24 protein-coding genes are annotated in these 22,967 nt (G+C 65.6%); 13 read left to right on the top strand and 11 right to left on the bottom strand.

Annotated elements, in window-relative coordinates:
- Positions 1 to 103 precede the first annotated feature (103 nt).
- The 5 genes from NED97_RS17970 to NED97_RS17950 all read left to right on the top strand — a co-directional run bounded on the left by NED97_RS17970 (position 104) and on the right by NED97_RS17950 (position 4,572).
- On the top strand, positions 104 to 1,633 hold the full coding sequence (locus tag NED97_RS17970) for a carboxypeptidase M32 (protein WP_252488388.1): 1,530 nt from the start codon (positions 104 to 106) through the stop codon (positions 1,631 to 1,633).
- Between the two features lie 74 nt (positions 1,634 to 1,707).
- A complete protein-coding gene (locus tag NED97_RS17965) occupies positions 1,708 to 2,448 on the top strand; it encodes an SDR family oxidoreductase (protein WP_252488387.1) in 741 nt (246 codons plus the stop codon).
- 67 nt (positions 2,449 to 2,515) lie between these two features.
- Positions 2,516 to 3,121, top strand: coding sequence for a hypothetical protein (locus NED97_RS17960; RefSeq protein WP_252488386.1), 606 nt, complete (start codon positions 2,516 to 2,518; stop codon positions 3,119 to 3,121).
- Positions 3,122 to 3,175: 54 nt separating this feature from the next.
- Entirely contained in the window at positions 3,176 to 4,147 is a 972-nt protein-coding gene (locus NED97_RS17955) for an ABC transporter substrate-binding protein (protein WP_252488385.1), read from the top strand.
- A 2-nt stretch (positions 4,148 to 4,149) separates the two neighbouring features.
- A complete protein-coding gene (locus tag NED97_RS17950; RefSeq protein WP_252488384.1) occupies positions 4,150 to 4,572 on the top strand; it encodes a desampylase in 423 nt (140 codons plus the stop codon).
- Between the two features lie 22 nt (positions 4,573 to 4,594).
- On the opposite strand, the gene NED97_RS17945 is transcribed toward NED97_RS17950, so the two are convergent.
- On the bottom strand, positions 4,595 to 5,044 hold the full coding sequence (locus tag NED97_RS17945) for a hypothetical protein (RefSeq protein ID WP_252488383.1): 450 nt from the start codon (positions 5,042 to 5,044) through the stop codon (positions 4,595 to 4,597).
- 101 nt (positions 5,045 to 5,145) lie between these two features.
- Positions 5,146 to 6,600 carry a sulfatase-like hydrolase/transferase gene (locus NED97_RS17940; protein WP_252488382.1) on the bottom strand — a complete coding sequence of 485 codons (1,455 nt, stop codon included), beginning with the start codon at positions 6,598 to 6,600 and terminating at the stop codon, positions 5,146 to 5,148.
- Between the two features lie 115 nt (positions 6,601 to 6,715).
- Between NED97_RS17940 and NED97_RS17935 the strand changes: the two genes are divergently transcribed.
- Positions 6,716 to 6,880, top strand: a complete 165-nt coding sequence (locus NED97_RS17935) for a hypothetical protein (protein ID WP_252488381.1) — start codon at positions 6,716 to 6,718, stop codon at positions 6,878 to 6,880.
- Between the two features lie 315 nt (positions 6,881 to 7,195).
- On the opposite strand, the gene hisS is transcribed toward NED97_RS17935, so the two are convergent.
- The 4 genes from hisS to NED97_RS17915 all read right to left on the bottom strand — a co-directional run bounded on the left by hisS (position 7,196) and on the right by NED97_RS17915 (position 10,113).
- Complete coding sequence (hisS, locus tag NED97_RS17930; RefSeq protein ID WP_252488380.1) at positions 7,196 to 8,494, bottom strand: histidine--tRNA ligase; 1,299 nt, start codon at positions 8,492 to 8,494, stop codon at positions 7,196 to 7,198.
- Positions 8,495 to 8,611: 117 nt separating this feature from the next.
- Positions 8,612 to 9,202 (bottom strand): DUF7411 family protein, encoded by a 591-nt coding sequence (locus NED97_RS17925; protein WP_252488379.1) that lies wholly within the window; start codon positions 9,200 to 9,202, stop codon positions 8,612 to 8,614.
- Entirely contained in the window at positions 9,202 to 9,552 is a 351-nt protein-coding gene (locus NED97_RS17920; protein WP_252488378.1) for a DNA-binding protein, read from the bottom strand. The genes NED97_RS17925 and NED97_RS17920 overlap by 1 nt, the downstream gene beginning before the upstream one ends.
- A gap of 105 nt (positions 9,553 to 9,657) precedes the next feature.
- The gene (locus NED97_RS17915) at positions 9,658 to 10,113 is read right to left on the bottom strand and encodes a 30S ribosomal protein S19e (RefSeq protein WP_252488377.1); all 456 of its coding nucleotides are present in this window, start codon (positions 10,111 to 10,113) and stop codon (positions 9,658 to 9,660) included.
- Positions 10,114 to 10,236: 123 nt separating this feature from the next.
- Here NED97_RS17915 and thiL point away from each other — a divergent pair, with 123 nt between their 5' ends.
- Complete coding sequence (gene thiL, locus NED97_RS17910; RefSeq protein WP_252488376.1) at positions 10,237 to 11,136, top strand: thiamine-phosphate kinase; 900 nt, start codon at positions 10,237 to 10,239, stop codon at positions 11,134 to 11,136.
- 30 nt (positions 11,137 to 11,166) lie between these two features.
- On the opposite strand, the gene NED97_RS17905 is transcribed toward thiL, so the two are convergent.
- The 3 genes from NED97_RS17905 to NED97_RS17895 all read right to left on the bottom strand — a co-directional run bounded on the left by NED97_RS17905 (position 11,167) and on the right by NED97_RS17895 (position 14,022).
- Entirely contained in the window at positions 11,167 to 12,324 is a 1,158-nt protein-coding gene (locus NED97_RS17905) for a site-2 protease family protein (protein ID WP_252488375.1), read from the bottom strand.
- Positions 12,325 to 12,637: 313 nt separating this feature from the next.
- Entirely contained in the window at positions 12,638 to 12,883 is a 246-nt protein-coding gene (locus NED97_RS17900; protein WP_252488374.1) for a DUF7123 family protein, read from the bottom strand.
- A 320-nt stretch (positions 12,884 to 13,203) separates the two neighbouring features.
- Entirely contained in the window at positions 13,204 to 14,022 is an 819-nt protein-coding gene (locus NED97_RS17895; RefSeq protein WP_252488373.1) for a molybdopterin synthase, read from the bottom strand.
- An 82-nt stretch (positions 14,023 to 14,104) separates the two neighbouring features.
- Between NED97_RS17895 and NED97_RS17890 the strand changes: the two genes are divergently transcribed.
- The 4 genes from NED97_RS17890 to NED97_RS17875 all read left to right on the top strand — a co-directional run bounded on the left by NED97_RS17890 (position 14,105) and on the right by NED97_RS17875 (position 19,549).
- Positions 14,105 to 15,145, top strand: coding sequence for a CapA family protein (locus NED97_RS17890; RefSeq protein WP_252488372.1), 1,041 nt, complete (start codon positions 14,105 to 14,107; stop codon positions 15,143 to 15,145).
- A 90-nt stretch (positions 15,146 to 15,235) separates the two neighbouring features.
- Positions 15,236 to 15,961 carry a UMP kinase gene (gene pyrH / locus NED97_RS17885; protein ID WP_252488371.1) on the top strand — a complete coding sequence of 242 codons (726 nt, stop codon included), beginning with the start codon at positions 15,236 to 15,238 and terminating at the stop codon, positions 15,959 to 15,961.
- A complete protein-coding gene (gene lysS / locus NED97_RS17880) occupies positions 15,958 to 17,655 on the top strand; it encodes a lysine--tRNA ligase (protein ID WP_252488370.1) in 1,698 nt (565 codons plus the stop codon). The genes pyrH and lysS overlap by 4 nt, the downstream gene beginning before the upstream one ends.
- Positions 17,656 to 17,716: 61 nt before the next feature.
- Positions 17,717 to 19,549: a site-2 protease family protein gene (locus NED97_RS17875; RefSeq protein ID WP_252488369.1), complete on the top strand. Its 1,833-nt coding sequence runs from the start codon at positions 17,717 to 17,719 to the stop codon at positions 19,547 to 19,549.
- Positions 19,550 to 19,843: 294 nt separating this feature from the next.
- Here NED97_RS17875 and NED97_RS17870 read toward each other — a convergent pair whose 3' ends face one another.
- Positions 19,844 to 20,050: a cold-shock protein gene (locus NED97_RS17870; RefSeq protein WP_121822023.1), complete on the bottom strand. Its 207-nt coding sequence runs from the start codon at positions 20,048 to 20,050 to the stop codon at positions 19,844 to 19,846.
- 181 nt (positions 20,051 to 20,231) lie between these two features.
- Between NED97_RS17870 and NED97_RS17865 the strand changes: the two genes are divergently transcribed.
- A complete protein-coding gene (locus NED97_RS17865; protein WP_252488368.1) occupies positions 20,232 to 20,501 on the top strand; it encodes a DUF7571 family protein in 270 nt (89 codons plus the stop codon).
- A 307-nt stretch (positions 20,502 to 20,808) separates the two neighbouring features.
- On the opposite strand, the gene NED97_RS17860 is transcribed toward NED97_RS17865, so the two are convergent.
- Positions 20,809 to 21,333 carry a PadR family transcriptional regulator gene (locus tag NED97_RS17860; protein ID WP_252488367.1) on the bottom strand — a complete coding sequence of 175 codons (525 nt, stop codon included), beginning with the start codon at positions 21,331 to 21,333 and terminating at the stop codon, positions 20,809 to 20,811.
- Positions 21,334 to 21,438: 105 nt separating this feature from the next.
- Here NED97_RS17860 and NED97_RS17855 point away from each other — a divergent pair, with 105 nt between their 5' ends.
- A complete protein-coding gene (locus tag NED97_RS17855) occupies positions 21,439 to 22,944 on the top strand; it encodes a heme-binding protein (RefSeq protein ID WP_252488366.1) in 1,506 nt (501 codons plus the stop codon).
- Positions 22,945 to 22,967 lie beyond the last annotated feature (23 nt).

Genomic DNA, 22,967 nt, shown 5'->3' with positions numbered 1-22,967 from the left:
CCCCAACAGACTGTTTTCGAACTCGACTGCTGACACCGTACGGTTCGGTCGTCGCCTCGACCCGAGGCTTTAGTACCGCCTGTTACATATTTCGAACCGAAACATGGCAACCGCTGACGAGCCCCACGACACCGACGACGCCCCCGGCGCCTATCGCGACCTCCTCGAGCGATCGGAGAAACTCACAGACGTACAGATGGCCTCGATGGTGCTGGGCTGGGACCAGCGCGTGATGATGCCCGAAGGCGGGACGCCCGCCCGGGCCGGACAGCTCTCGACGCTCTCCGGGCTGGGTCACGAGCTCCTCGTCGACGAGGAGGTCGGAGAGTGGCTGAGTGAATCGGAATCGGCTGATCTGACCGACGAACAGGCGGCCGTCGTCCGGGAGTTCCGCCGGGAGTACGACCGCTCCGCCGAGGTTCCTTCGGACGTGATCGAGCGAGTGGCGGCCCACCAGGCGGAAACCCAGCAGGTCTGGCAGGAGGCGAAAGCCGAGGACGCCTTCGAGCAGTTCGCGCCCGCCCTGGAAGAGCTGGTCGACCTCCACCGCGAACGGGCGGGAGCCATCGATCCCGACGCGAACCCCTACCGGGTGCTCTACGAGGACGGCCAGCCGTACCTCCCGCTCGAGACCGTCGAGGGAATCTTCGAAGAGCTTCGCGAGGGTCTCGTTCCGCTGATCGAGGAGATCAAAACGGAAGGGCGGGAGCTCCCCTCGGTGTTCACGGGCCACAGCTACGACGAGGACGACCAGATGGCCCTCTCTCAGGAGGTCGTCGACCTGCTCGGGTACCCTCGAGAGCACGGCCGCCTCGACACCGCCCCGCACCCGTTCATGTCCGGCAACCAGTTCGACGCTCGGATTACCACCCGGTTCAGGGAGGACGATCCGATCGACGCCCTGATGGCGACGATTCACGAGTTCGGCCACGCGAGCTACCAGCTCGGACTGCCGGCGGAGGAGTACGGAACCCCCCTCGGCGCATCCCGCTCTTCGGGCGTCCACGAGTCCCAGTCGCGGTTCTGGGAGAACCACGTCGGTCGCACGAAGGCCTTCTGGGAGCTGTTCCTCCCGACGATGAAAGATCACTTCCCCCACCTCGAGGACGTCACCGTCGACGAAGCCTACGCCGCGGCGAATCGGATCTACCCGGAGAACCTGATCCGCGTCGAAGCCGACGAACTCACCTACCACCTCCACATCATCCTCCGGTGCGAGATCGACCGGGCGTTCGTCGAGGGCGATCTTCCGGTCTCCGAGGTCCCCCGCGTCTGGAACGAGAAGATGGGCGACTACCTGGGCGTCACCCCCGAGACCGACGCGGACGGCTGTCTCCAGGACACCCACTGGTCGGCCAGCTTCGCCGCCTTCCAGGGCTACACCGTCGGCAGCGTGCTGGCCGCACAGCTCGACGCCGCGATCCGAGAGGACCTGGACGTCGACGGCCTGATCCGCGAGGGCGAGTTCGAACCGCTCTGGGAGTGGATGACCGAGCACGTTCACCGTCACGGACAGCGCTATCCGACGGAAGAACTGATCGAGGTCGCGACGGGGGAACCGCTCACCGCCGACTACTTCCTCGAGCACGTCGAGTCGAAGTACGGCGATCTGTACGACCTCGAGGGCTACTGAGACCGACCGTCCGTTGGTCTCCGATCACCGCTTGCAGAAACGCTTAGGAGCGAGCGATCCTCCGTCAGTACACGATGACCGACTCACTCGAGCAACGGACCGCGATCGTCACCGGTGCGAGCGCCGGCATCGGCGCGGCCACCTGTCGCGCGCTCGCGAGCGAGGGAGCGAACGTCGTCCTCGCCTCTCGCAGCGAGGACGACCTCGAAGAACTGGCGACCGACATCGAGCGGAACCACGGCGTCGAGACGCTGGTCGTGCCGACGAACGTTCGCGATGAGGACGACGTCGACGTCCTCATCGAGGCGGCCGTCGACCGGTTCGGCGGCTTCGACGTCCTGGTGAACAACGCGGGGCTCTCTCGCGGCAGCGAGATCGCGGAGATGACGACCGAGGAGTACGAGACGATGCAGGAGACCAACGTCGACGGCGTCTTCTACGCGACGCGGGCGGCGATCCCCCACGTTCGCGAGCGCGGCGGTCACCTGATCTTCGTCGGGAGCTTCGCCGGCCAGTACCCGCGGTCGTTCAACCCGATCTACGCCGCCACGAAGTGGTGGGTGCGCGGATTCGCCAAGAGCGTCGCGGCCCAGGTCGGCGACGACGGCGTCGGCGTCACCGTAATCAATCCGGCGGAGGTCCGTTCGGAGTTCGAGACGACCGATGGCCGGACGTTCGCCGAAGCCTTCGACGCGAACGAGGCCAGCGAACCCGAGGAAGTCGCCGACGCGATCGTCTTCGCCGCGAGCCGGGACCACTCGAGCGTGAGCGAACTCGACATCAACCGCCGGGACAAGTTCGCCGACAGTTTCTGACCCCCGTTAAAAGGAGGATGGGAGTGCCGGGTGCAGACTCACCCCCGGCGCGTGCCACCGCTCGAGTATGCGTATCTCGATTCCCGGCTTCAGGGGCCTCTACTACGACACCGACGCGGAATCGCCCGCCGTGACGGTCGCCCTGACTGCGGCCGGCCGACGAGCGCCGAAACCGCAAGGGTACGCCGTCCAACTGCTTCCGTACCTCTGGTCGTTCGACGTCGACCTGCGGGAGGTGCCGAACGATCATCCGATCCAGTACCTTCACCCGGAGGGCGCACAGAGCCTGGCCGAACTCCCCGCCGAGCGGGGGATCCGGCAGGCCGGCGCCGAACTCGAATCCGTCCTGCAGTTCGTCTGGGCGGTCAACGACGAGGTCGAGTCGGCGACCGGGAAACTCGTCGGCAAGGAGCGCACGCACGACGGCGTCACCATCGAGATTACCGACGGCAGTGTCGGCGTCGATGGATCGGAACTCGAGACGAACGAGTTCGACATCGACGATGAACCGGGTTCGACCGGTTCGAGCACCGAAACGACGATCGAGATCGAGGAGGGCCCCGTTGACGAAACGCCGGACACCGATCAGTCGGACGCAGACGACTCCGAGTCCGACGAGCCGGATTCCGACGAGTTCGACAGTACGGACGACTTCCAGCCGGACGAACTCTGACGGAGCGCCCGTCCAGAGGCTGCTGTTTTTGGCCCTGCCGCTCCTACGGCAGGTATGCGAATCGTTACGACGCTCCCCTCGGCGACGGAACTCGTCGCCGCGCTCGGCCTCGAGCCGATCGGCGTCTCCCACGAGTGCGACTACCCCCCCGGCGCCGAGTCGATCCCCTCGATCACGCGCTCGCGCGTCGACGCCGACGCCTCGAGCGGCGAGATCGACCGGCAGGTCCTCGAGATCGGCGAAACCGACGACGGCGTCTACGAGGTCGACGTCGATCTCCTGGACGACCTCGAGCCGGACCTGATCGTCACGCAGGGAATGTGCGACGTCTGCGCGGTCGACGAGGCCGTTATCGGTGCGGCGCTCGAAGAGATCGAAGCCGATCCCGAGGTGTTGACCGTCGATCCTCACACCGTCGAGGACGTTCTCGAAGACCTCGAGCGCCTCGGGCGCGCGACGGGCCGCGAAGAGTGTGCTCGGGAGGTTCGGTCGGAGCTGGAGAGCCGGATCGCCACCGTCCGGGAGGGGACCACTGACATCGACGCCGACGATCGGCCGCGGGTGGCGATCTTCGACTGGACGGACCCCGTCATGATCGCGGGCCACTGGACCGCCGAACTCGTCGACTGGGCCGGCGGCGCGTACGGGCTGGCCGATGTCGGCGAACCGTCGCGGCCGCGGGAGTGGGAGGAGATCCGCGAGTACGATCCCGAACTCGCGATCGTCGCGCCCTGCGGGTTCGACCTCGAGCAAACCGCCGCGAACCGCGCCGATCTCACCGACCGAGACGGCTGGGACGACCTCACAGCGGTTCGAAACGACCGAGTCTGGGCGATGGACGGCCACCACTACCTCAACCGACCCGGGCCGCGGCTCGTGGACACGCTCGAGGCGCTCGCACCGATCGTCCAGCCGGATCTGTTCGAGGGGCCGCCGGAATCGGTCGCGGTGCCGTTCGACGGACTCGAGGCGCTCGAGTCGAGTGACGCCTCCCCGTCCGGATCGCGAGCCGATCCGACGCCGTAGCCGTGCTGGTCCTCCCACCCGAAGTTCGGGACGCGATCGTGAGTCGCGCTCGAGAGGGGCGGCCCGAGGAAATCTCCGGGATCTTCGGCGGCGAGTACGAGAAGACGGGCCGGAGTATCGTTCGCTCGCAGTACCCCGCCGCGAACGTCGCCGAGACCCCCCGGACGCGGTACCGGATCGACCCCGAGGAACAGCTCGAGATCTTCGAGCGCCTCGAGGGCCGCGGCGAGGAGATCGTCGGCTTCTACCACTCCCACCCGCGCGGCCCGACGCGGCCGAGCGAGACCGACGCGGCCAATGCGACGTGGCCTGATCGCTCCTATCTGATCGTCTCGCTCGGCCCCTTCGAGATCGGGTCCTGGCGCTGGCGTGAGTCCGAGGACGGTGACAGACGATTCGAACGAGAAGACGTCGTGCTCGAGTAATTCAGGGCGCTTCGGTGCCCGGTTACTCTACCGAATCTTCAGTTCCCTCGAGTTCGGCCGCCCGCTGTCTCGCCTCGGCCGCTCGCTCGCCGAACTCCGTGATCTCGTCCTCGAGTTTACTCCCGACGAGGTACTTGAAATCGTCCGGCATCAACCCGCGCTGGACGTCGACCGTAACCATCGCGTCGCAGCCCTCGACGATCTCGGGCGCCCACTTGCCTTCCGCGAGCTTCGACTCGTCGGTAACGACCGCCTCGCCGTCCTCGACGTCGATGAAGGCCGTCACGATGTTCCAGATCTGCGGGTTGCTCGTCGTCGCCTCGTCGAACAGCCCCTCGAGTCGCGACTCTCTGACGGGTTCGTCCCGCAGTTCTATAACCAGGTCCGTGAGCGCGTCGGCGATCGCCTCGTACTCGTCCGCCCGCTCGCGAAGCTCCTCCGGGTCCGGATCGTCGCTCCCGATACCCGTCATCAGCTCCCCTCCGTTTTGGCTGCGTCGACAGTCATGATCGATGGTAGCCGCCTCGGAACTGTAAACGTACGCTTCCACACCCGATGCCGGTCGGCGATCCCTCAGTCGGAGAGGACGTCCGGCACCCACTTCCGGTTCGGATCCCCGGTTTCGTCCATCCAGTCGATCAGTCGATCCCGCATCTCCCGGCGAGCGTCCTCGTAGTCGGGGTGGTCGATCAGGTTCTGTAGCTCCGCCGGATCGTCCTCGAGATCGTACAGTTCGTCGATATCCGGCCCGTTGTAGACGTACTTGTAGCGATCCGTGCGGACCATCCGCTGGGTGTAGAGTCCGAACTCGTCGCCGTGGTACTGCGCGAAGACGGAGTCGGGCCGCTCCGCGGGCGCGTCGCCGCCGTTCTCGAGCAGCGGAACGAGGCTCCGCGAGTCGAACGAGTCCGGTACCGGGACGTCGCCCATCTCGAGGAACGTCGCCGCCAGATCGTGCAGGTGGACGGGCGCTTCGCAGACCGATCCCGGGTCGACGACGCCGGGCCAGCGCACCTGCAGCGGAATGTGATAGGTATCGTCGTACATCAGCGGCCCCTTGTTGAACTGGCGGTGTGCGCCGACGAAGTCGCCGTGATCCGAGGCGTGGACGACGGCCGTCTCCTCCGCGAGGCCGTTCTCCTCGAGCGCCGCGAGGATTCGATCGAACTGGTCGTCGATCATGGTCACGAAGCCCCAGTACTTCGCGATAGCCTCGGCCCAGATCTCCCAGTCGAAATCGGCGACGCCTCGATAGTGGAGAAAGTTCTCGTGAACCTGCGGCTTCCCCTCGTAGGTCTCGGCGTAACTCTCGGGGCGCTCGACGTCCGCCGGATCGTACGTCGAGGCGTAGGGCTCGGGGACGACGTAGGGGTGGTGCGGGCCGTAGAAGTCGGCCCGGTGGAAGAAGGGCCCGGCGGCGGCGTCCGCGTGGGACTCGATCGCGTCGATCGTCCGCTCGGCGAGGAAGTACGCCCGGGTGTCCTCGACGTCGACGGTCGTCGTCGCCGCTACGAACGTGCCGTCCTCTTTCCCGCCGCGCGTGTAGATCTCGTCCTCGAGTTCGGTCTCCTCGAGCGGCGTGCCGCGTTCCTCCCGGTACTCGCGGAACGCCTCGTCGATGTCGTCGTGGTGTTTGTCGCTGCCGCCGAGATAGGAGAAGCCGAAGTCTTCGGGCGTCTGGTCGTCGCCGACGTGCCACTTCCCGGTGTAGGTGAGATCGTAGCCCGCCTCGGCGAGCGCCTCGGAGAACGTCGGTAGCTCCGTGGGGAGGTTCGCCTGAATCGCGTCGGCCTCGTGACTGTTGTTCAGCATGCCGTGGCCGTGGGGGAACTGCCCGGTCAGCAGCGACGCGCGGGCGCTCGTACAGATACTGATCGGCGTGAAGGCCCGTTCGAAGCGCATCCCGTCGCTCGAGAGGCGGTCCATCGCGGGCGTCTCGACGGGCGGGCCGTCGGGTGCGGAACAGTCGTAGCGCTCCTGGTCGGTGAGGACGAACAGTACGTTCGGGCGACCGTCAGCGTCAGCCATCGGACGACGTACGGCAGGGGCGTAGTTAACGGTGGTCCTCGCCGTCCGTCGAGGTCAGACGTCTCCCCCGGCACAAACCGTACCGTTCAAGAGCCCTCTGTTCGAGATTCTCCGTGTGCCGATCGCGTACTGTGAGGAGTGCGACTGGACCCACCGGGACGACGACTCGAGTGCCGAACTCAACCAGGCGATGATCGACCACCACGTCGAGACCGGCCACTCGGTCGAACAGCGCGAGGATGCCGACGAGCGACGGGCGAGTCGCGAGCTCGAGTCGTAGACGGTGATATCTCGCCCGCTCGTGCGGGTCGCCTTTCGGCCGTAGAACCATCTCACCGTTCGAAATCAGCTGTTACGGGCGAGACGGTTCGTTCTCGGTGCTCACCGCCTGTCGCTCTCGGTGTTCTTCTCGAAAAACCGCTGTAGTGCCATCGTCGTTCCGGCGTACGATGCGGGCACGACAGCGGCGAGAAACGGCAGTCCGAAGAGCGTCTAACAAAAAGCGTGCTGATTACTCGGGTCGCACGGGAGCGTCCTGAAGGAGTCGCCCGGAGATCCGCACCGGACGGGCCAGGAGAGCGGCTTCCGACTCCCGTTACGCGAAGTCTTCGAACGTCGGCCGCTCGATATCGCCGGGGAATTCGTCGACGGCGGTCTGGACCTGGTCGCCCGACTCCATGTCCTTGATCGTCACCTCGTCGTTCTCGAGGTCCTGTTCGCCGACGATGACGACCGTCTCGGCGTTGATGGAGTCGGCGTAGTTGAGCTGCGAGCCGAACGATCGGCCGGCGACGTCGGTCTCGACGACGTGGTCGCGCTCGCGCAGCGCTCGCGTGATCCGGGCGGCCTCGGAGCGCGTGTCGCCGACCTGAAGGACGTAGTAGTCGGTCGTCACTTCTTCCTCGGGCCAGACGCCCGCCCGCTGCATCAGGAGCGGGAGGGTCGCGTGGCCGGGGGCGACGCCGACGGCGGGCGTCGGCTGGCCGCCGAAGCTCTCGATGAGGTCGTCGTAGCGGCCGCCGCCGAAGATCGACCGCGAGACTTCGCCCGCGGAGTCGAAACACTCGAAGACGACGCCCGTGTAGTAGTCGAGTCCTCGGGCCGTCTCGAGCGAGATCGTACAGTACTCTCGAGCGCCGAAGTCCTCGGCGGCCGCGAGCACGTTCTGGAGGTTCTCGACGGCCGCGGTGACGCGCTCAGTACTGGCGAAGGACTCGACGGCCTCCAGGTCGCCGCTCGCGACGAGGTCGTCGAACTCGGCCGCCTGATCGTACGTGAGGCCGGCCTCGAACAGCAGGTCGTGGTACTCGGCCTGCGAAATCTTGTCCGACTTGTCGACCGCGCGAATGGCCTCGTCGACGTCGACGTCCGCCTCGTAGGTCTCGAGCACGCCGCCGAGGATGTCCCGGTGGGAGATCCGGAACTCGAAGTGGTCGCCGGTCAGACCGAGTCCGGTCAGCGCGTCCGCGGCCCACGCGAGGATTTCGGCGTCGGCCTCGGGTTCGGTCGAACCGAAGATGTCGACGTTGGTCTGGTAGAACTCGCGCTGACGGCCCTGCTGGACCTGCTCGTAGCGCCAGAACGGTCGCGTCGAGAACCACTTGATCGGCTTCGAGAGTTCCTGTTGTTTCGCAACGACCATCCGGGCCACCGTCGGGGTGAGCTCCGGCGTCAGCGTGACGTGGCGCCCGCCTTGATCCTCGAAGGCGTACAGCTCCTCGACGATCTCGTCGCCGCTCTTGTCGGTCCACATTTCCGCGCGCTCTAAGGCCGGCGTTCCGATTTCGCGGAAGCCGTACCGGCGGGCGGTATCCTCCAGAACGTCGATGGTCGCCCGCCTGGCGGACATCTCGCCGGGGTAGAAATCACGAAAGCCCTTGATCCCGTCGTACATACGACACCGTTCGGCGACGGCGGCCTTCTAACCTTTCGTTTGGAAGCCGGCGCCGTCGACCCGAGCGTCGGAAGAAACCCGTGTGCCAAAGCGGCTGCGAATCGTCCGTCGAGTCGCCTACCGGATGCCGGTTACGTACGTCTGTTCGTGGTCCGGGAACAGGTCTTCGACGGCTTCCGAACCGTCTTCCTCGGCGATGAGCGCCCGCAGCTCCGCCTCGTAGTCCGCCCGGTCGATCGCCTCGGTCGGGCCGACGGTCACCTCGAGGCGAGAATCGACGAGCCGATCCACCGCCGTCCGCCCGAAGCCGGACAGCGGCGCGATGTAGTCGACGCCGTGGCGGTCCTCGAGGCTCTGGGCCTGCGCCCGGGAGACGGTCGGCACGCGGTCGTCCCGGCGGGTTCCGTCGGCGATCGCGTCGAACTCCCGCTCGGCGAGTTGCTCGAGCGCGTGCAGGTGGACGTGCTGAATCCCGTTTCGGGGGAACCCGTCCTCGCGGATGATCTCGACCGCCTCGCCGGCCACGTCGGAGTCGAGCTCGAGGCGGTCGAACTCGAACCCCGTCGTCTCGGCGGTTTCGCGGGCGTGTTTCCAGTCGTCACTGATGCCGAACTGGGCCGTCGTCAGCGTGACGTCGTAGAACTCCTCGAGCAAGAGCGCCGCGAGCGTCGAATCCTTCCCTCCGCTGTAGAGCAGTCCGAGCTCCATTACCGGCGCTTGATATCGAAGCTCTTCGAGTCGGGCTTGAGTTCCTGTAGGAGCTGTTTCATCTTCTCGTCGTCGATCTTGCCCTGAATGCGACCGCTGCGGGCCAGCGCGACGACCTGTTGTTCGACCTGTTCGCCGAACTGCTGCTTGCTCATCTTGACGGTGTTGAGCCGCTTTCGGGCGTCGTCGGTCAGGTGCTGGCGAAGCACCGCCTTCTTTTGCGCTTCGGCCTGCTGCTGGGCAGCCTCCTGGGAACCCTCGCCTCCCTGAGATTCGGCGCGGTCCTGAAGCTGCTCCATCTTCTTCTGTCGAAGCTCCTCGAGTTTTTCCTCGTCTGGTGAGCCACTCATAGCTATAGTAACTCCTTGCTTGGGAACGCGGAAAATGATTACGGACGACAGCAGCGACGCCGCTGGTGCGGTGTGCGCCGCGAAAACGAGCTTCCGGTCTCCGTCTTACGCGTAGCGCTCGAGTTCCGGTCGGTCGAGTTCCTCGAGAACGTTGCCGGCGGTGTCGTCGAGCAGACTCTGTCCCTCCGGGGTGATGCGGCGGCCCTCACCCTCGGCGGTCTCGACGAGGTCCTCCTCCTCGAGCTGCTGGAGGATCGTGCGGATCACGTTTCGCGAGCCGTCGGTGCGCTGGTCGGGCGCGACGCGGTAGCGGTTCGAGCCGTTCTTGCCGCCGCCGTACTCGGTCGAGAGTCGTTCGACGCCGACGGGACCGCGGTCGGAGACCTTGCGCAGGAGGCTCGCGGCCCGAGTCGCCCAGAAGTCCTCCTGTTCGGGCGGCAGTTCTCGGTCGACGCCAGTCTTGGTGAACTGACTCCAGTCCGGTTCGTCGAGTCGGTCGGCGAGGTCCTCGGCGAGCGCCTCGATGAGGTCGTCCGCCGGAACGTCGTACATCGTAGCCATTGGCGTTGGGTTTCCTTCCGCGGCATTTAAGGCCATCGTTGTTCCCCGAGATCGATCCCGTGGCCCGGTCTGGCGCCGATCGCGGTTCGGGTCGTTTTTCGTCCTGGGGGCGAAATAGCCGGTATGGACGAGCGCGCCGCCCTGGCGCTGTTGGAGGGGGAACTCGAGCCGGTCGGTGACGACGCCGCCGTCGTCGACGGACTCGTCGTGACGACCGATATGCTCCACGAGCGGACGGACTTTCCGGCGGGGACGACCCGATACACCGCCGGCTGGCGATCCGTCGCCGCCTCGCTGTCGGACGTGGCCGCCATGGGAGCCGACGCGACGGCGGCGGTCGCCGCCTACGCCGCACCCGAGTTCGTCGAGGCGGAACTGCTTGCGTTCGTTCGCGGCGCGACGGACGTCTGCGAACTCGTCGGCGCCGAGTACGTCGGCGGCGACCTCGACGGGCACGACGAGTTTACCGTCGCGACGACCGCGATCGGTCGTACCGACGACCCCGTTCCGCGCAGCGGCGCGCGACCCGGCGACCGGATCTGCGTCACCGGCACGCTCGGAGGGAGTGCGGCGGCCCTCGAGTACTTCGACCGAGCCGCCGACGGCGACCGAGATGCACTCGAGCGTGCGAACGCGCTCTTTCAGTTCGAGCCGCGCGTCGCCGCCGGTCGCGCGCTCGCACCCCACGCGAGCGCGATGATGGACTCGAGCGACGGTCTCGCTCGCTCGCTGCACCAGCTCGGCGAGGCGAGCGGTTGCGGGTTCGCGATCGACGCCGATCCGATCCCGATCGACGACGCGGTCCGTGCGGTCACCGACAGCGACGACGAGGCGCTCGAGGTCGGAACGACGTTCGGCGAGGACTTCGAACTCGTGGTCACGATCCCCGAGACCGAACTCGAGGCGGCTCGCGACGCGACCGACGTTCCCCTCTCGGTGGTCGGGTCGGTCGTCGACAGGGAAGACGGGATTACGCTCGACGGAGCGCGACTCGAGGACCGCGGCTACACGCACGGAGAGTAAACGGACGGAGAACGGAGTTTCGCGGGCCGATCATCCGACGATGGCGATCGGAACCGGCATGAAACAGAGGACGCCCAGCCCGAACGTGACGACGCCGAGCAGGAACCGTCCGGTACCGAGTCGCTCGTCGTAGATCGGCCGGGCCGGGCCGACCGACGCGAGCACCGCGGTGAAGATCCCCCAGAACACCCATATGAACACCGAGTTACCGCTGTAGCCGCTCACGTAGTAGAGGTACGCGGCGAGCGCGAACAGCACGCCCGGAACGAGCGCCGCGATCGTCTCCTGGAGGTCGCCGGCCATCGCCCGGAGGATGTGCCCGCCGTCGAGTTGGCCGACGGGGATCAGGTTGAGGAACGTGACGAACATCCCGACCCAGCCGCCGATGACGACAGGGTGCACCGCCGTCGCAGGATCGTCCCTGTACAGCGGCTGATCGAACGCGAGGGCGAGCCACTCGAGCAACAGCGGGTAGCCCAGCTCGATCTGGATCGCGTTGGGGTCGGCGACGACGTCGTCCGGGGCGGTAACCGGAGGCATGTGCAGTCCGATGATCGTCACGACGACGGTCGCGACCAGTCCCGCGAGCGGCCCGGCGACGCCGATGTCGAACAGCGCTTTCCGGTCGGGCATCCGGCCCTTCATCTTGATCACCGCGCCCATGGTCCCGATGAGCGTCGGGACGGGGATGAAGTAGGGCAGCGAAGCGTCGACTCCGTGGTAGCGGCTCAGCACGTAGTGTCCCATCTCGTGAACCCCGAGCACGCCGAGGATCGCGACCATAAACGGCCAGGCCTCCCACATCGCCAGCGGATCCGCGAACGGATCGATGTGGTACCACATCGACCCGGCGAACAGCGTCGAGACGACCGTCGCGAGCAGCAAGAGGATGTTCATCCACGGAACCCCGTCGATACCGATGGTGGTCGGTTCAGCGACGAGGACGTACTCCCCGCGGCGTTGCATCAGTTCGACGTCGTAACCCGCTTCGCGAAACACCGGCCACAGCTCCTGGAGCAGCGGCTGGTGGGTGACCAGCGGATCACCGTAGTACAGGAGCTGTTCGTCCTCGACTCGGACCTCGTAGACGGTAAACACCGACTCGATGCGCTCGAGCGGCGGGCCGTTCTCGAGCGACGCCGTCTCGTCGGCGGTCGCACGGAATCCGGACGAATCGACGTCGTCCATTATCGGTGTTCATCAGCCGCTCGTATAAATCGGCTTCCCTCTCGGCGACTGCTGCTCGCGGTCGAGAACGGTCGCACTCGAGCCAGCGCTGAGCGCAATGAATGGGGAATCGCGTGCCCGAAGTGGGTGCGGGCACGCGTGAGACAACTGCGGGTACGTCGGTACCGTAATTGGCTGTGGTAGTCGTTAGCGATTCGTCGGTCAGGGGGGATGGGCGCACCGGATGGCGTCGATGACGCGCCGGCGCGGGTGGGTGAATCGGATGTAATCCGGTGTGGTCGGCACCGTGTGAGTTGCGTCGATGGCGAGACAGCTACGCGGGTGCGACGCGCCAGGTGGTCGCACTCGTGTACGACCACTTCTCGATCTCGAGGTCGGTCGCGGACTCCGAGAGCTTGACCATCAGCGCGCCGATTTCTTTCGGGGACATGCCGACATCGTCTGCAATGAACTTCCCCTTGAAGTACAGCTCTCCGTCTTTTGCGCGTTCGCGCAGGTAGCTCTTCAGGCGGTGTTCTTTGCTTTCCGTGGAGGGTTGGGCTGTCGTGCTCATCGACATCAGCCTCTTGTGGTGGGGATATGTTATAAAGAGAGGATGGTTAGCGGCGTTTCGATTGCGTTCACCCTTTCGTGAAATAATCGGCATTTTACCGGTGGTCGCGATACCTTTCACGGGCTGTTAAAATAGCTCGAGACGTTTTAAAATCACTTCTAACTTATTAGTTCACCATATATAATACAGAACGATATATGTGTTGGTGTGTAGTATTGTTTCGGCCGTGCTTGCAATAGCAGGTTCTGACGGTAGCACTGTTAGCGAACTCGGAACTGTGGTCGTCGCTGTTCCGATATTACCTACAATTGTTGGAGAAACATTTATTACCTCTCGTGTACCCAGAACTCGTCCTCGACGGTGACTTCCTTTTTGAAGAGGGGAACTTCGTCCTTCAGCCGGTTGATCCCGTCCTCGACGGTCCGGAACGCTTCCTCCCGGTGTCCCGCGAGCACGACGACGAAGACGATATCCTCGCCGTCCGCGACGATACCCGTACGGTGGTAGAGTTCGACGTCCAGTACGCCGTCGCGAGCCTCGAGATCCGCCTCGAGCGCCTCCATTCGCCGGTCGGCGACGCCCTCGTACTTCTCGAACTTCAGGTACTCCGTGCGCGCGTCGTCGGGATCGTCCTTCGCGCGGACGCGGCCCGTGAAGGTAGCGATCGCTCCCGCGCGGTCGGCGTCGGGCGACCGTTTGACCCGCGCGACCAGCGACTCGAGTGTCTCGTAGGGCTCCGAGGACTCGAGCGCCGTCACGAGGCCGTCTTCGTCGAGATCGCCGGGACCGGAGACGGTCGCGATCACCTCCTCGCGCTCGTCGACCGAATCGCCGACGACGAGCGTCGGATACTGCAGTCCGGAGACGCCGACGACGACCGCGTAGTCGCAATCGGTCGCCAGCGCGTCCAGCGCGCTCGTGACGGACATCCCGGTTCCCGAGGCGGTCCAGTCGCCGTCGGCACCGAGCCCGTAGGTGACGTCGCCGCCGATCGTGAGCGACTCGTGCGTCCCGTCCGCGATCGTCGCATCGTACCGGATGACGCCGACGCGTCCCTCGCGAGAGAGTCGGTCGACGACGCGGTCGACAACCCGCTCGAGTCCGGTACGGCTCTCGTCGCCGTTCAAACAGCCGAGTACGTACATGTCGGACGATTGGTCGGGTTTCGGTTTGTAGCTGTCGCCGCTGGCGAGTATACACTTTGGTCCTGCGGCGCGAAGGTCGGATATGTCCCGTCGGATCGGCTTCACGGGCGACGTCATGCTCGGACGGGTCGTCGACGACCGTCAGCGACGCCGTCCCGCCGACGCGGTGTGGGGGACCGTTCTCGAGCGACTTCGCGAGTTGGATGCGCTGGTCATCAATCTCGAGTGCGTGCTCTCGAGGCGGGGCCGGCGGTGGCAGCGAACTCACCGACCGTTTCACTTCCGCGCGGATCCCGACTGGGCGGTGCCCGCCCTCGAACGCGCCGGCGTCGACGCCTGCGCGCTGGCGAACAACCACGTCCTCGACTACGAGGCGATCGCGTTGCGCGACACGCTACACCGTCTGGACGAAGCGGGAATCGCACGCACGGGTGCGGGCGAGACGCTCGACGAGGCGCTCGAACCGGCGGTCGTTTCGGTCGGCGGCCTCGAGATCGCGGTCGTCGCATTCACGGACAACACGCCCGAGTTCGCGGCCGACGCGGAGTCGCCGGGGACCGCCTGGATCGAGATCAGCGAGTCGCGACGCGACTCGAACGGTCGGACGCAGTCCGACGACGCCGTCGAGAGCGCGGCGACGGAGCGGCGAGTTCGAGACGCCCTCGAGCGCGCACGCGAGTCGGATCCCGACCTGCTCGTCGCCTCGCTGCACTGGGGGCCAAACATGGTCGAGGAGCCGCCCGAGTCGTTTCGGGAGTTCGGCCGCTGGCTGATCGAAGAGGGCGTCGACGTCGTCCACGGCCACAGCGCCCACGTCTTCCACGGAATCGAGGTTCACCAGGGGTCCCCGATCATCTACGATGCGGGCGACTTCGTCGACGATTACGCGGTCGACTCCCGTCTGCGAAACGACCGGAGTTTCCTGTTCGTGCTCGCGGTAACCGAGGACGGCGAACCGACCGAACTTCGGCTCCATCCAACCGAGATCGACGACTGCGCCGTCCACGAAGCGGGGCCGGAAGCGGCGGCCTGGACTCGAAACCGGATGCGAGAGCTGTCGGCGGCGTTCGGAACCGCGTTCGAGCGAGAGGGTGCAGCGCTCGTCCTGTCGTTCGAAGAATAGATCGTTCGTGCGACGGACGAGCGGTACGCCGTCACAGTCGCCGCCCAGTTGGCAATCCTTAAGATAGCAACCCCGTTACACCGGGTTAGGATGAAAGTGGTCGTTTCTATCGGCGGGAGTGTACTCGTTCCCCAGCTCGGGACCGATCGGGTTGCTGAACACGCCGCGGTCGTCGAGGACCTCGTCGGGGACGGTTGCGGGGTCGGGGTCGTCGTCGGGGGCGGCGGCGTCGCCCGCGAGTACATCGGCGCCGCACGGGATCTGGGGGCAAACGAGATCGAACTCGACAAGCTGGGGATCGACGTCACCCGGCTCAATGCACGACTCCTCATCGCCGCGCTCGGCGAGGACGCCGTAACCGCGCCGGCGAAGGACTACGAGGAGGCCAGCGAGGCGCTCCGACGGGGCGACGTCTCCGTTATGGGCGGTGTCGCGCCCGCACAGACGACGGACGCCGTCGGCGCCGCGCTCGCGGAGTACGTCGACGCCGACCTCCTCGTCTACGCGACGAGCGTCCCCGGCGTCTACAGCGACGACCCGAACGAGGTCGACGGGGCGACGAAGTTCGATCGACTCAGTGCGGCGGATCTCGTCGACGTCATCGCCGGCCTCGAGATGAACGCCGGCGCGTCGGCGCCGGTCGACCTGCTTGCAGCCAAAATCATCGAGCGATCGGGGATGCGAACGATCGTCCTCGACGGCACCGACCCCGAACGAATCTCCCGCGCGATCCGCCACGGCGACCACGAGGGGACGGACATCATCCCCGACGCCGTCGGGGAGGAACCGACCTACTGGGCGAACGACGAACAATGAGTGCCGACGGAGACGACGCGAACGGGCCGAGCGGGCCGGACGCCGAGAGTCCCTACACCCTGCAACGAGAGGAGGGAGACGAGGCCCGCCACGTCTTCTGGGCGGATGCGGTCGCTGACCGCGTAGAGGCCCGGGAGCCCGACGAGCCGATCGTCATCAAGGGCGGCATCTCGCCGTCCGGCGTCCCGCACCTGGGGAACGTCAACGAGGTCATGCGGGGCTACTACGTCGCCGAGGTGCTCCGCGAGCGCGGCCACGAGGTCCGGCAGGTCTTCACGGCGGACGACCGCGACCCGCTTCGAAAGCTGCCCCGAACGCTCTGCGATCTCGAGGGCAACCTCGTCGATCTGGGGGACGTGAACGCGGGCGCTCTCGGACGGAACCTCGGGACGCCGTACACGGACGTTCCGGACCCGTTCGACTGCTGCGACTCCTACGGCGACCACTTCTCGACGATTATCCAGGACAGCGCGGACGCCGTCGACGTGCCGATCGAGATGGTGTCGACCACCGAACTCTACGAGTCGGGCGAACTCGACGACGTCACCCGCCACGTGCTCGCCAACCAGGACCGCGCGCGCGAGGTTCTCTCCGAATACCAGGACAAGGTCGACGAGGACTACGTCCCGTTCAACCCGATCTGCGAGGAGTGCGGAAAGATCACCGAGACCGTCACGAGCGTCGACCTCGCGAGTGAGCCGCCGACCGTCGACTACCGCTGTACCGACATGGACGCCGGCGACCGTACCATCGAGGGCTGCGGCCACGAGGGGACGGCCACGATCCGAGAGGGAAAGATGCCCTGGCGCTTCGAGTGGCCGGGCCAGTGGCAGACGCTGGGCGTCGACTTCGAACCGTTCGGCAAGGACCACGCGGAAGGGTCGTGGCCGAGCGGCCAGGACGTCGCGCGCAACGTCCTCGAGATCGAGCCGCCGGTGCCGATGGTCTACGAGTGGTTCACCCTCGAGGGCGAACCGTTCTCCTCCTCGGCGGGGAACGTCATCCTCGTCTCGGACGTGCTCGAACTGCTCGAGCCCGAGGTGCTCCGGTACTTCTTCGCGAAGGATCCCTCGCGGGCCCGAGACTTCAGCATCGAGCGGCTCGATCAGCTGGTCGACGAGTTCGACCGCTTCGAGGCGGTCTACTTCGGTGAGATCGAGGTCGGCGAGGACGAGAAGGCGTTTGCCGATCGGGTCTATCCGCTCGTCGTTGACGAGCCTCGAGAAGAGCGGGTTCGCCTTCCCTACACCTTCGCCGCAGTACTCGGCATGACCGACGATCCCGACCTGCGCGAGGAGATCGCCCGTCGCGAGGGCCACGTTCCCGACGACGCACCCGAGTGGGCCGTCGAGGGGGCGCTCGAGCGAGTCGAACAGGCTCGGAACTGGGCCCGACGGACCGAAAACGAGTTCGACTACGAACTGAAGCGCAGCGAGATCCCGGCTCACGACTTCGACGACGCGACGGAGACGGCGCTCGCGGAGCTGGCCGACTTCGTCGAGGAGGGACACGAACCCGACGAGATCCAGGGCGAGATCTACGAGACGGCCAGGCGCCACGACGTCGACGTCGGGGAGTTCTTCGGCGCCGGCTACCGGCTGTTCTTCGACGAGGAGCAGGGGCCGAAGCTCGGCCCGTTCCTCGGAAAGGTCGACCGGGAGTTCGTCGTCGCGCGGCTTCGCCGAGAACGCTAACCCCGCCCGACCGTTCCCGGCAACAAAAACCATTTGACAGCGCCACCCGGAGTTAGTGTAGATGCACTACGGCTCTCCCGCTTTCGTCTCGGTGCCGGAGCTCTTCGGTTCGTCGGCGCTCACGTGGGTACTCATCGGGCTCGCGATCTACTGGTTTGCGATCATTTCGGTTCGAAACGCCGGCCTGCTACCCGAATACATCGGGACGCAGGGCCCGATCCTGACGTTCCACACGAAGCGCGGGCGGGACTTCCTCGACTGGCTCGCGAGTCCCAAACGATTCTGGCGAGCGTGGGCCAATCTCGGAATCGGTATCGCCATCGTCGTGATGGTGGCGATGTTCGTCTTTCTGCTCTTTGCAGCGATCGCCGCTCTCTCGTCGCCCCAGCCGACGTCGTCCGTCCAGCAGCCGCGTAACGTGTTGATCATCCCCGGCGTCAACGACTTCCTGCCGCTCTCGGCGACGCCCGGGATCGTCTTCGGGCTGCTCGTCGGCCTCGTCGTCCACGAGGGCGGCCACGGGCTGCTCTGTCGCGTCGAAGACATCGAGATCGACTCGATGGGCGTCGCGATGCTCGCGTTTCTCCCGATCGGCGCGTTCGTCGAACCCGATCAGGAGAGCAGCAAGAACGCCTCCCGCGGCGGCCAGACCCGAATGTTCGCCGCCGGCGTCACGAACAACTTCGCGATCACGATCCTCGCGTTCGCACTCCTGTTCGGGCCGGTCGCGGGCTCGATCGCCGTCGCCCCCGGCGCTGCCGTCGGCGGGGTCGCCCCCGACTCGCCGGCCGCCGAAGCGGGTCTCCAGCCAAACGATCGAATCACGGCGATCAACGGCGAGGAGATCGAGGACGACGACCACTTCCGCGAGCAACTCGAGGCGGCCGACAACGAGGAGATCGAGGTCGAACGAAACGGCGAGGAGACGGTATCCGTCCAGCGCTCGCTCGTGGTGACGGCCGCCGTCTCGGAGAACCCGGCCGACCTCGACACCGGAGACTCGATTTTCGCCGTCAACGGCCAGTCGGTCGCGACCGAGGGCGAACTGCTCGAGGCCGTCGGCGACGAGGAGATCGCCACGCTGACGATCGGTGCCGACGGCGAGACCGCGGAACGGGACCTACCGATCGGTGCGGCGGTCGAGATCGCCGAGGGCGGACCGCTCGCTGATGCCGGCGCACCGGCCGGTGAGATGCTCGTCGTCACCGAGTTCGACGGCGAGCGAACGCAGTCACAGGAGACGCTCCAAGACCGCATCGGAACGACCGATCCCGACGACGAGGTCACCGTCGCCGGCTATCTCGACGGCGAGCGCGTCGAGTACGAGGTCACCCTCGGCGAACGGAGCCAGGTGACCGGCGGCGGCAGTGCCGGATACCACCCGATCTCGGGCATCTCCGGCATCTCCGCGGAGGCACTCGGTATCCAGTACTACCCCGCGGAGGCGTACCTGACCGCGCTCGGCGGTGACGGGGACACCGATCTCGGTCCGCTCGCCGACTCGTTCCTCGGGAAGATCGGCTTCGCGCTGTTCCTCCCGCTCGCCGGCATTCTCGAGGTGCTCCCGTACAACTTTACGGGCTTTGCCGGCGGTATCGAGAACTTCTATCAGGTGGAGGGGCCGCTCTCGATCGTCGGCGACTGGACGATCTTCATGGCCGCCAACCTGCTGTTCTGGACCGGCTGGATCAACGTCCAGCTCGGCTTCTTCAACTGCATTCCGGCGTTCCCCCTCGACGGCGGGCACATCCTCCGAACGAGTACGGAGGCGATCGTTTCGCGGCTGCCGTTCGACGCGACCCGCGGCATGGTCCGGGTCGTAACGACGACCGTCGGCCTGGCGATGCTCACCAGCTTCGTGCTGATGCTGTTCGGCCCGCAGCTGCTGAACTGAGCCGTCGACGGACGGTTTTCCCGGATACACGGCGATCTACCGTCGGATACTCGGGTTCTTCGGACGCGGGCTTGTCCGGCCCAGCCGTTACGTCGATGTGCGAACCTAACGCGATCACTTCCATCAGATAATAGGGGTTTTAGAGAGCCGTGCTGAATACAGAGCGCGTATCGGTCACGCAACGTTCTCGATGTTGGTGTTTCTGGAGGTGCAGATAGCCTCAGCTGGAACGTGTAACCGTCTGAAAAATCCGTGGTATTGTTTGTCGCTGTGAGCGACGAGTGTGTCTCAGTATTACTGCCGGACGACGTTCGATGCGCGAGGCCCCTTCGGTGAGGACTCGATGTCGAACTCGACCTCAGTACCTTCCGTCAGGTCCTCTCCGCCGACATCTTCCATGTGGAAGAAAACGTCTTCGTCGTCGTCGAGGTCGCCGTCGTCAGTCGAAATGAAACCGTAGCCGCCAGTGTCGTTGAAGAAATCAACCTTTCCGTTTGCCATTACAAACAAACGTTGTCTCCAGTGACGGATAACACTTCCGAGCGTCGCGGTACCACGGCCCCTGTTTTATTACACACGTGGAACGGTTGGTCGCGCGTACGGTTCGTTCAGATTTCGGCAATCAGTTCGGTTTCGGAGGCCAGATATTTACCGGGCGGTCACGAGTGTAGCATGCATCGCCATGAAACCGTGCCATAACTGCCAGACGGTCATCGACGAGTATCTCCTCGATAAACAGCTCGAACCTCTGCGCGAACTCACGGCTGACGACTTCAGCGTCTGTGCGGACTGCGCGACCATCGTCGCGGATGCGTGCGTAAAGTGTGGCGGCGCGGTGTACGTTCCCCGAAGCGAATCCGTCACCCCTGATTACTGTCCGGCGTGTCGGTCCGATTTCATAGACCGCACCGGCCACGACCCTGGCTGGACGCATGGCCACGTGTCTACCTGAACGGTAGTCGCTCTCGAACAATATTTCGTCAAGGTAGCCCTTCGATAGGCACGCATGCTGAGCGTCGGTTCAGCGAGGAACGTCTGAAAGAAATGGAGTCGTCGTGCTGACTACACTCTCGGTATTCAGCAGGCGGTTTTTGACAGCTATCGGAGAGATTGATCGTCTCTCCGTTACCTGCTTGACCTGTACGTAACGCGGCTTACGGATACGTATCACCGACAAAAGTGGTGATTCCAAACGGCAACTGTGGACCGAACGCGTCTCGAGTAGTCGCACGCGCTCGAGATCCGATCCGTCCGCGGCGCTAGTTCTCTTCGTCGATCCCGTGGCGCTCGTAGAACTCCTCGGGCGTCTCCTCGATGCGCTCGAAGTCGGTGTCGAAGTAGTGCTCGTGGTGACGAACGACCTGTTCGACGATCCAGGCGCTGAACTCCTCGTTGAAGTGCCACTCGCCCTCCTGTTCGGGGATCTCGAAGCGCTCGTCCGTCGAGAACGCGGCGTAGACGTGGAAGAAGCCGAGGATGACGTCGCCGAAGTCCCTGGCCTTCTCCGCGCCGGACGCTCTGCGCTCTCCGAGTTCCTCGTGACCGTCGTCGGTGAGTTCGAAGTACTTCCGGTCGGGTTCGTCCTCGCGTTCGATGCGCTCGGTCCACCCCTTCTCCTCGAACTTGTAGAGTATCGGGTAGACGGAGCCGTAGGACGGTTCCCAGTGGCCGCCGCTGATGTCGCGGATCTCTTTCAGTATCTCGTAGCCGTATCGGGGCTTCTCCTCGAGGAGTTCGAGAACGAGATAGGCGATCACACCCTTCGGCGGTCCACTCTTCCGCATGTGGCCCGAGATTTAAACGGACGCGCGTAAAGGGTTTCGGTCGGACGACCGCCCGTTCGTCGCGAAACCCGTTCCTTCTTGGCGACGCCGGTCCAACCCGCGCTCATGGAACGACGGAAACCGCCACAGACCGAGGAGGGGTGGTACGTCCTGCACGATTTCCGGTCGATCGACTGGGATGCCTGGCGGGACGCCCCCGAGCGGCGTCGCTCGCGGGCGATCGACGAGGGTATCGAGTATCTGTCCGCCGCCGAGCGCGTCGACGACGCCGAGGCCGGCGACTCCGCGACGTTCGCGGTGCTCGGCCACAAGGCGGACCTGCTGGTCCTCCACCTGCGGCCGACGCTGGCCGAGATCGACGCCCTCGAGCGCCGGTTCGAGCAGACGGCGCTCGCCGAGTTCACCGAACGGGCGGACTCCTACCTCTCGGTAACGGAGGTCTCGGGCTACATGTCCGAGGAGTTCTTCGACGACGACGCGGAGGTCGAGGACACCGGGATGAAACGCTACATCGAGTCCCGGCTCAAACCGGAGATCCCCGACAGCGAGTTCGTCAGCTTCTACCCGATGGACAAGCGCCGCGGTCCCGAGGACAACTGGTACGATCTGCCGTTCGACGAGCGCGCGGAGCACCTCTCGAGTCACGGCGACATCGGCCGCGACTACGCCGGGCGCGTCACCCAGATTATCTCCGGCAGTATCGGCCTCGACGACTTCGAGTGGGGCGTGACGCTGTTCGCCGACGATCCGACCGACGTGAAGGAACTGCTCTACGAGATGCGGTTCGACCCCTCGAGCTCCCGCTTCGCGGAGTTCGGCCGGTTTCTCTCCGCGCGGCGGTTCCCGCCCGAGCAACTCGGCGCCTTCCTCGCCGGCGAGCCGATTCCGCAGGACGACGCCGACCCTCACGGCGGACACCCCCACGGAGACGGCGAGTCCGCACACGGCGATTCGGGAAGCCGCCACCACGGCGACTCCAGCGGCTCGGACGACCCGCACGGCGACGACGAAGACGAGGGCGAGGAGGTCCGCAGCGAACTCGAGGAGATGGGCGTCTACGCGGGCCAGCCCCACGGCGAGGACGTCCACGCCGTCGTGCTCTACTCCGCGGCCGACGAAGACGAACTCTTCGACGAGGTCGATGGACTGCGGACGAACTTCGACCACTACGACACGCACGTGAAGACGGCGGTGTACGGCACCCGAGACGACGACAGCGAAAACGCGGTCGTCAGCCTCTGGGAGACCGAGCGCGCCGCCAACACGGCCGCCGGCTTCCTCGCCGACCTGCCGGATATCGTTCGACAGGCGGGCGATAATGACGACGGTTCCTGGGGGACGATGGGGATGTTCTACACGGTCAAGCCGGAACACCGCGAGGACTTCGTCGATACGTTCGGCGACGCCGCATCGCTGCTCGCGGATATGGATGGCCACCGCAAGACCGACCTGCTCGTCAACCGCGAGGACGAAAACGACATGTTCATCGCCAGCCGCTGGGACTCCCGCGAGGACGCGATGGCGTTCTTCCGCAGCGACGCCTTCGCCGACGCCGTCGAATTCGGTCGCGACGTGCTCGAGGACCGTCCGCGACACGTCTTCCTCGCCTGAGGCCGCCCGCCCGTCGCGGGTGA

Origin of the sequence: Natronococcus sp. CG52, from assembly GCF_023913515.1 — an archaeon.
GTDB classification, from domain to species: Archaea; Halobacteriota; Halobacteria; order Halobacteriales; family Natrialbaceae; genus Natronococcus; species Natronococcus zhouii.
Note: the sequence above shows the minus strand (reverse complement) of the source record. Positions and strands in the feature narration are given on the sequence as shown.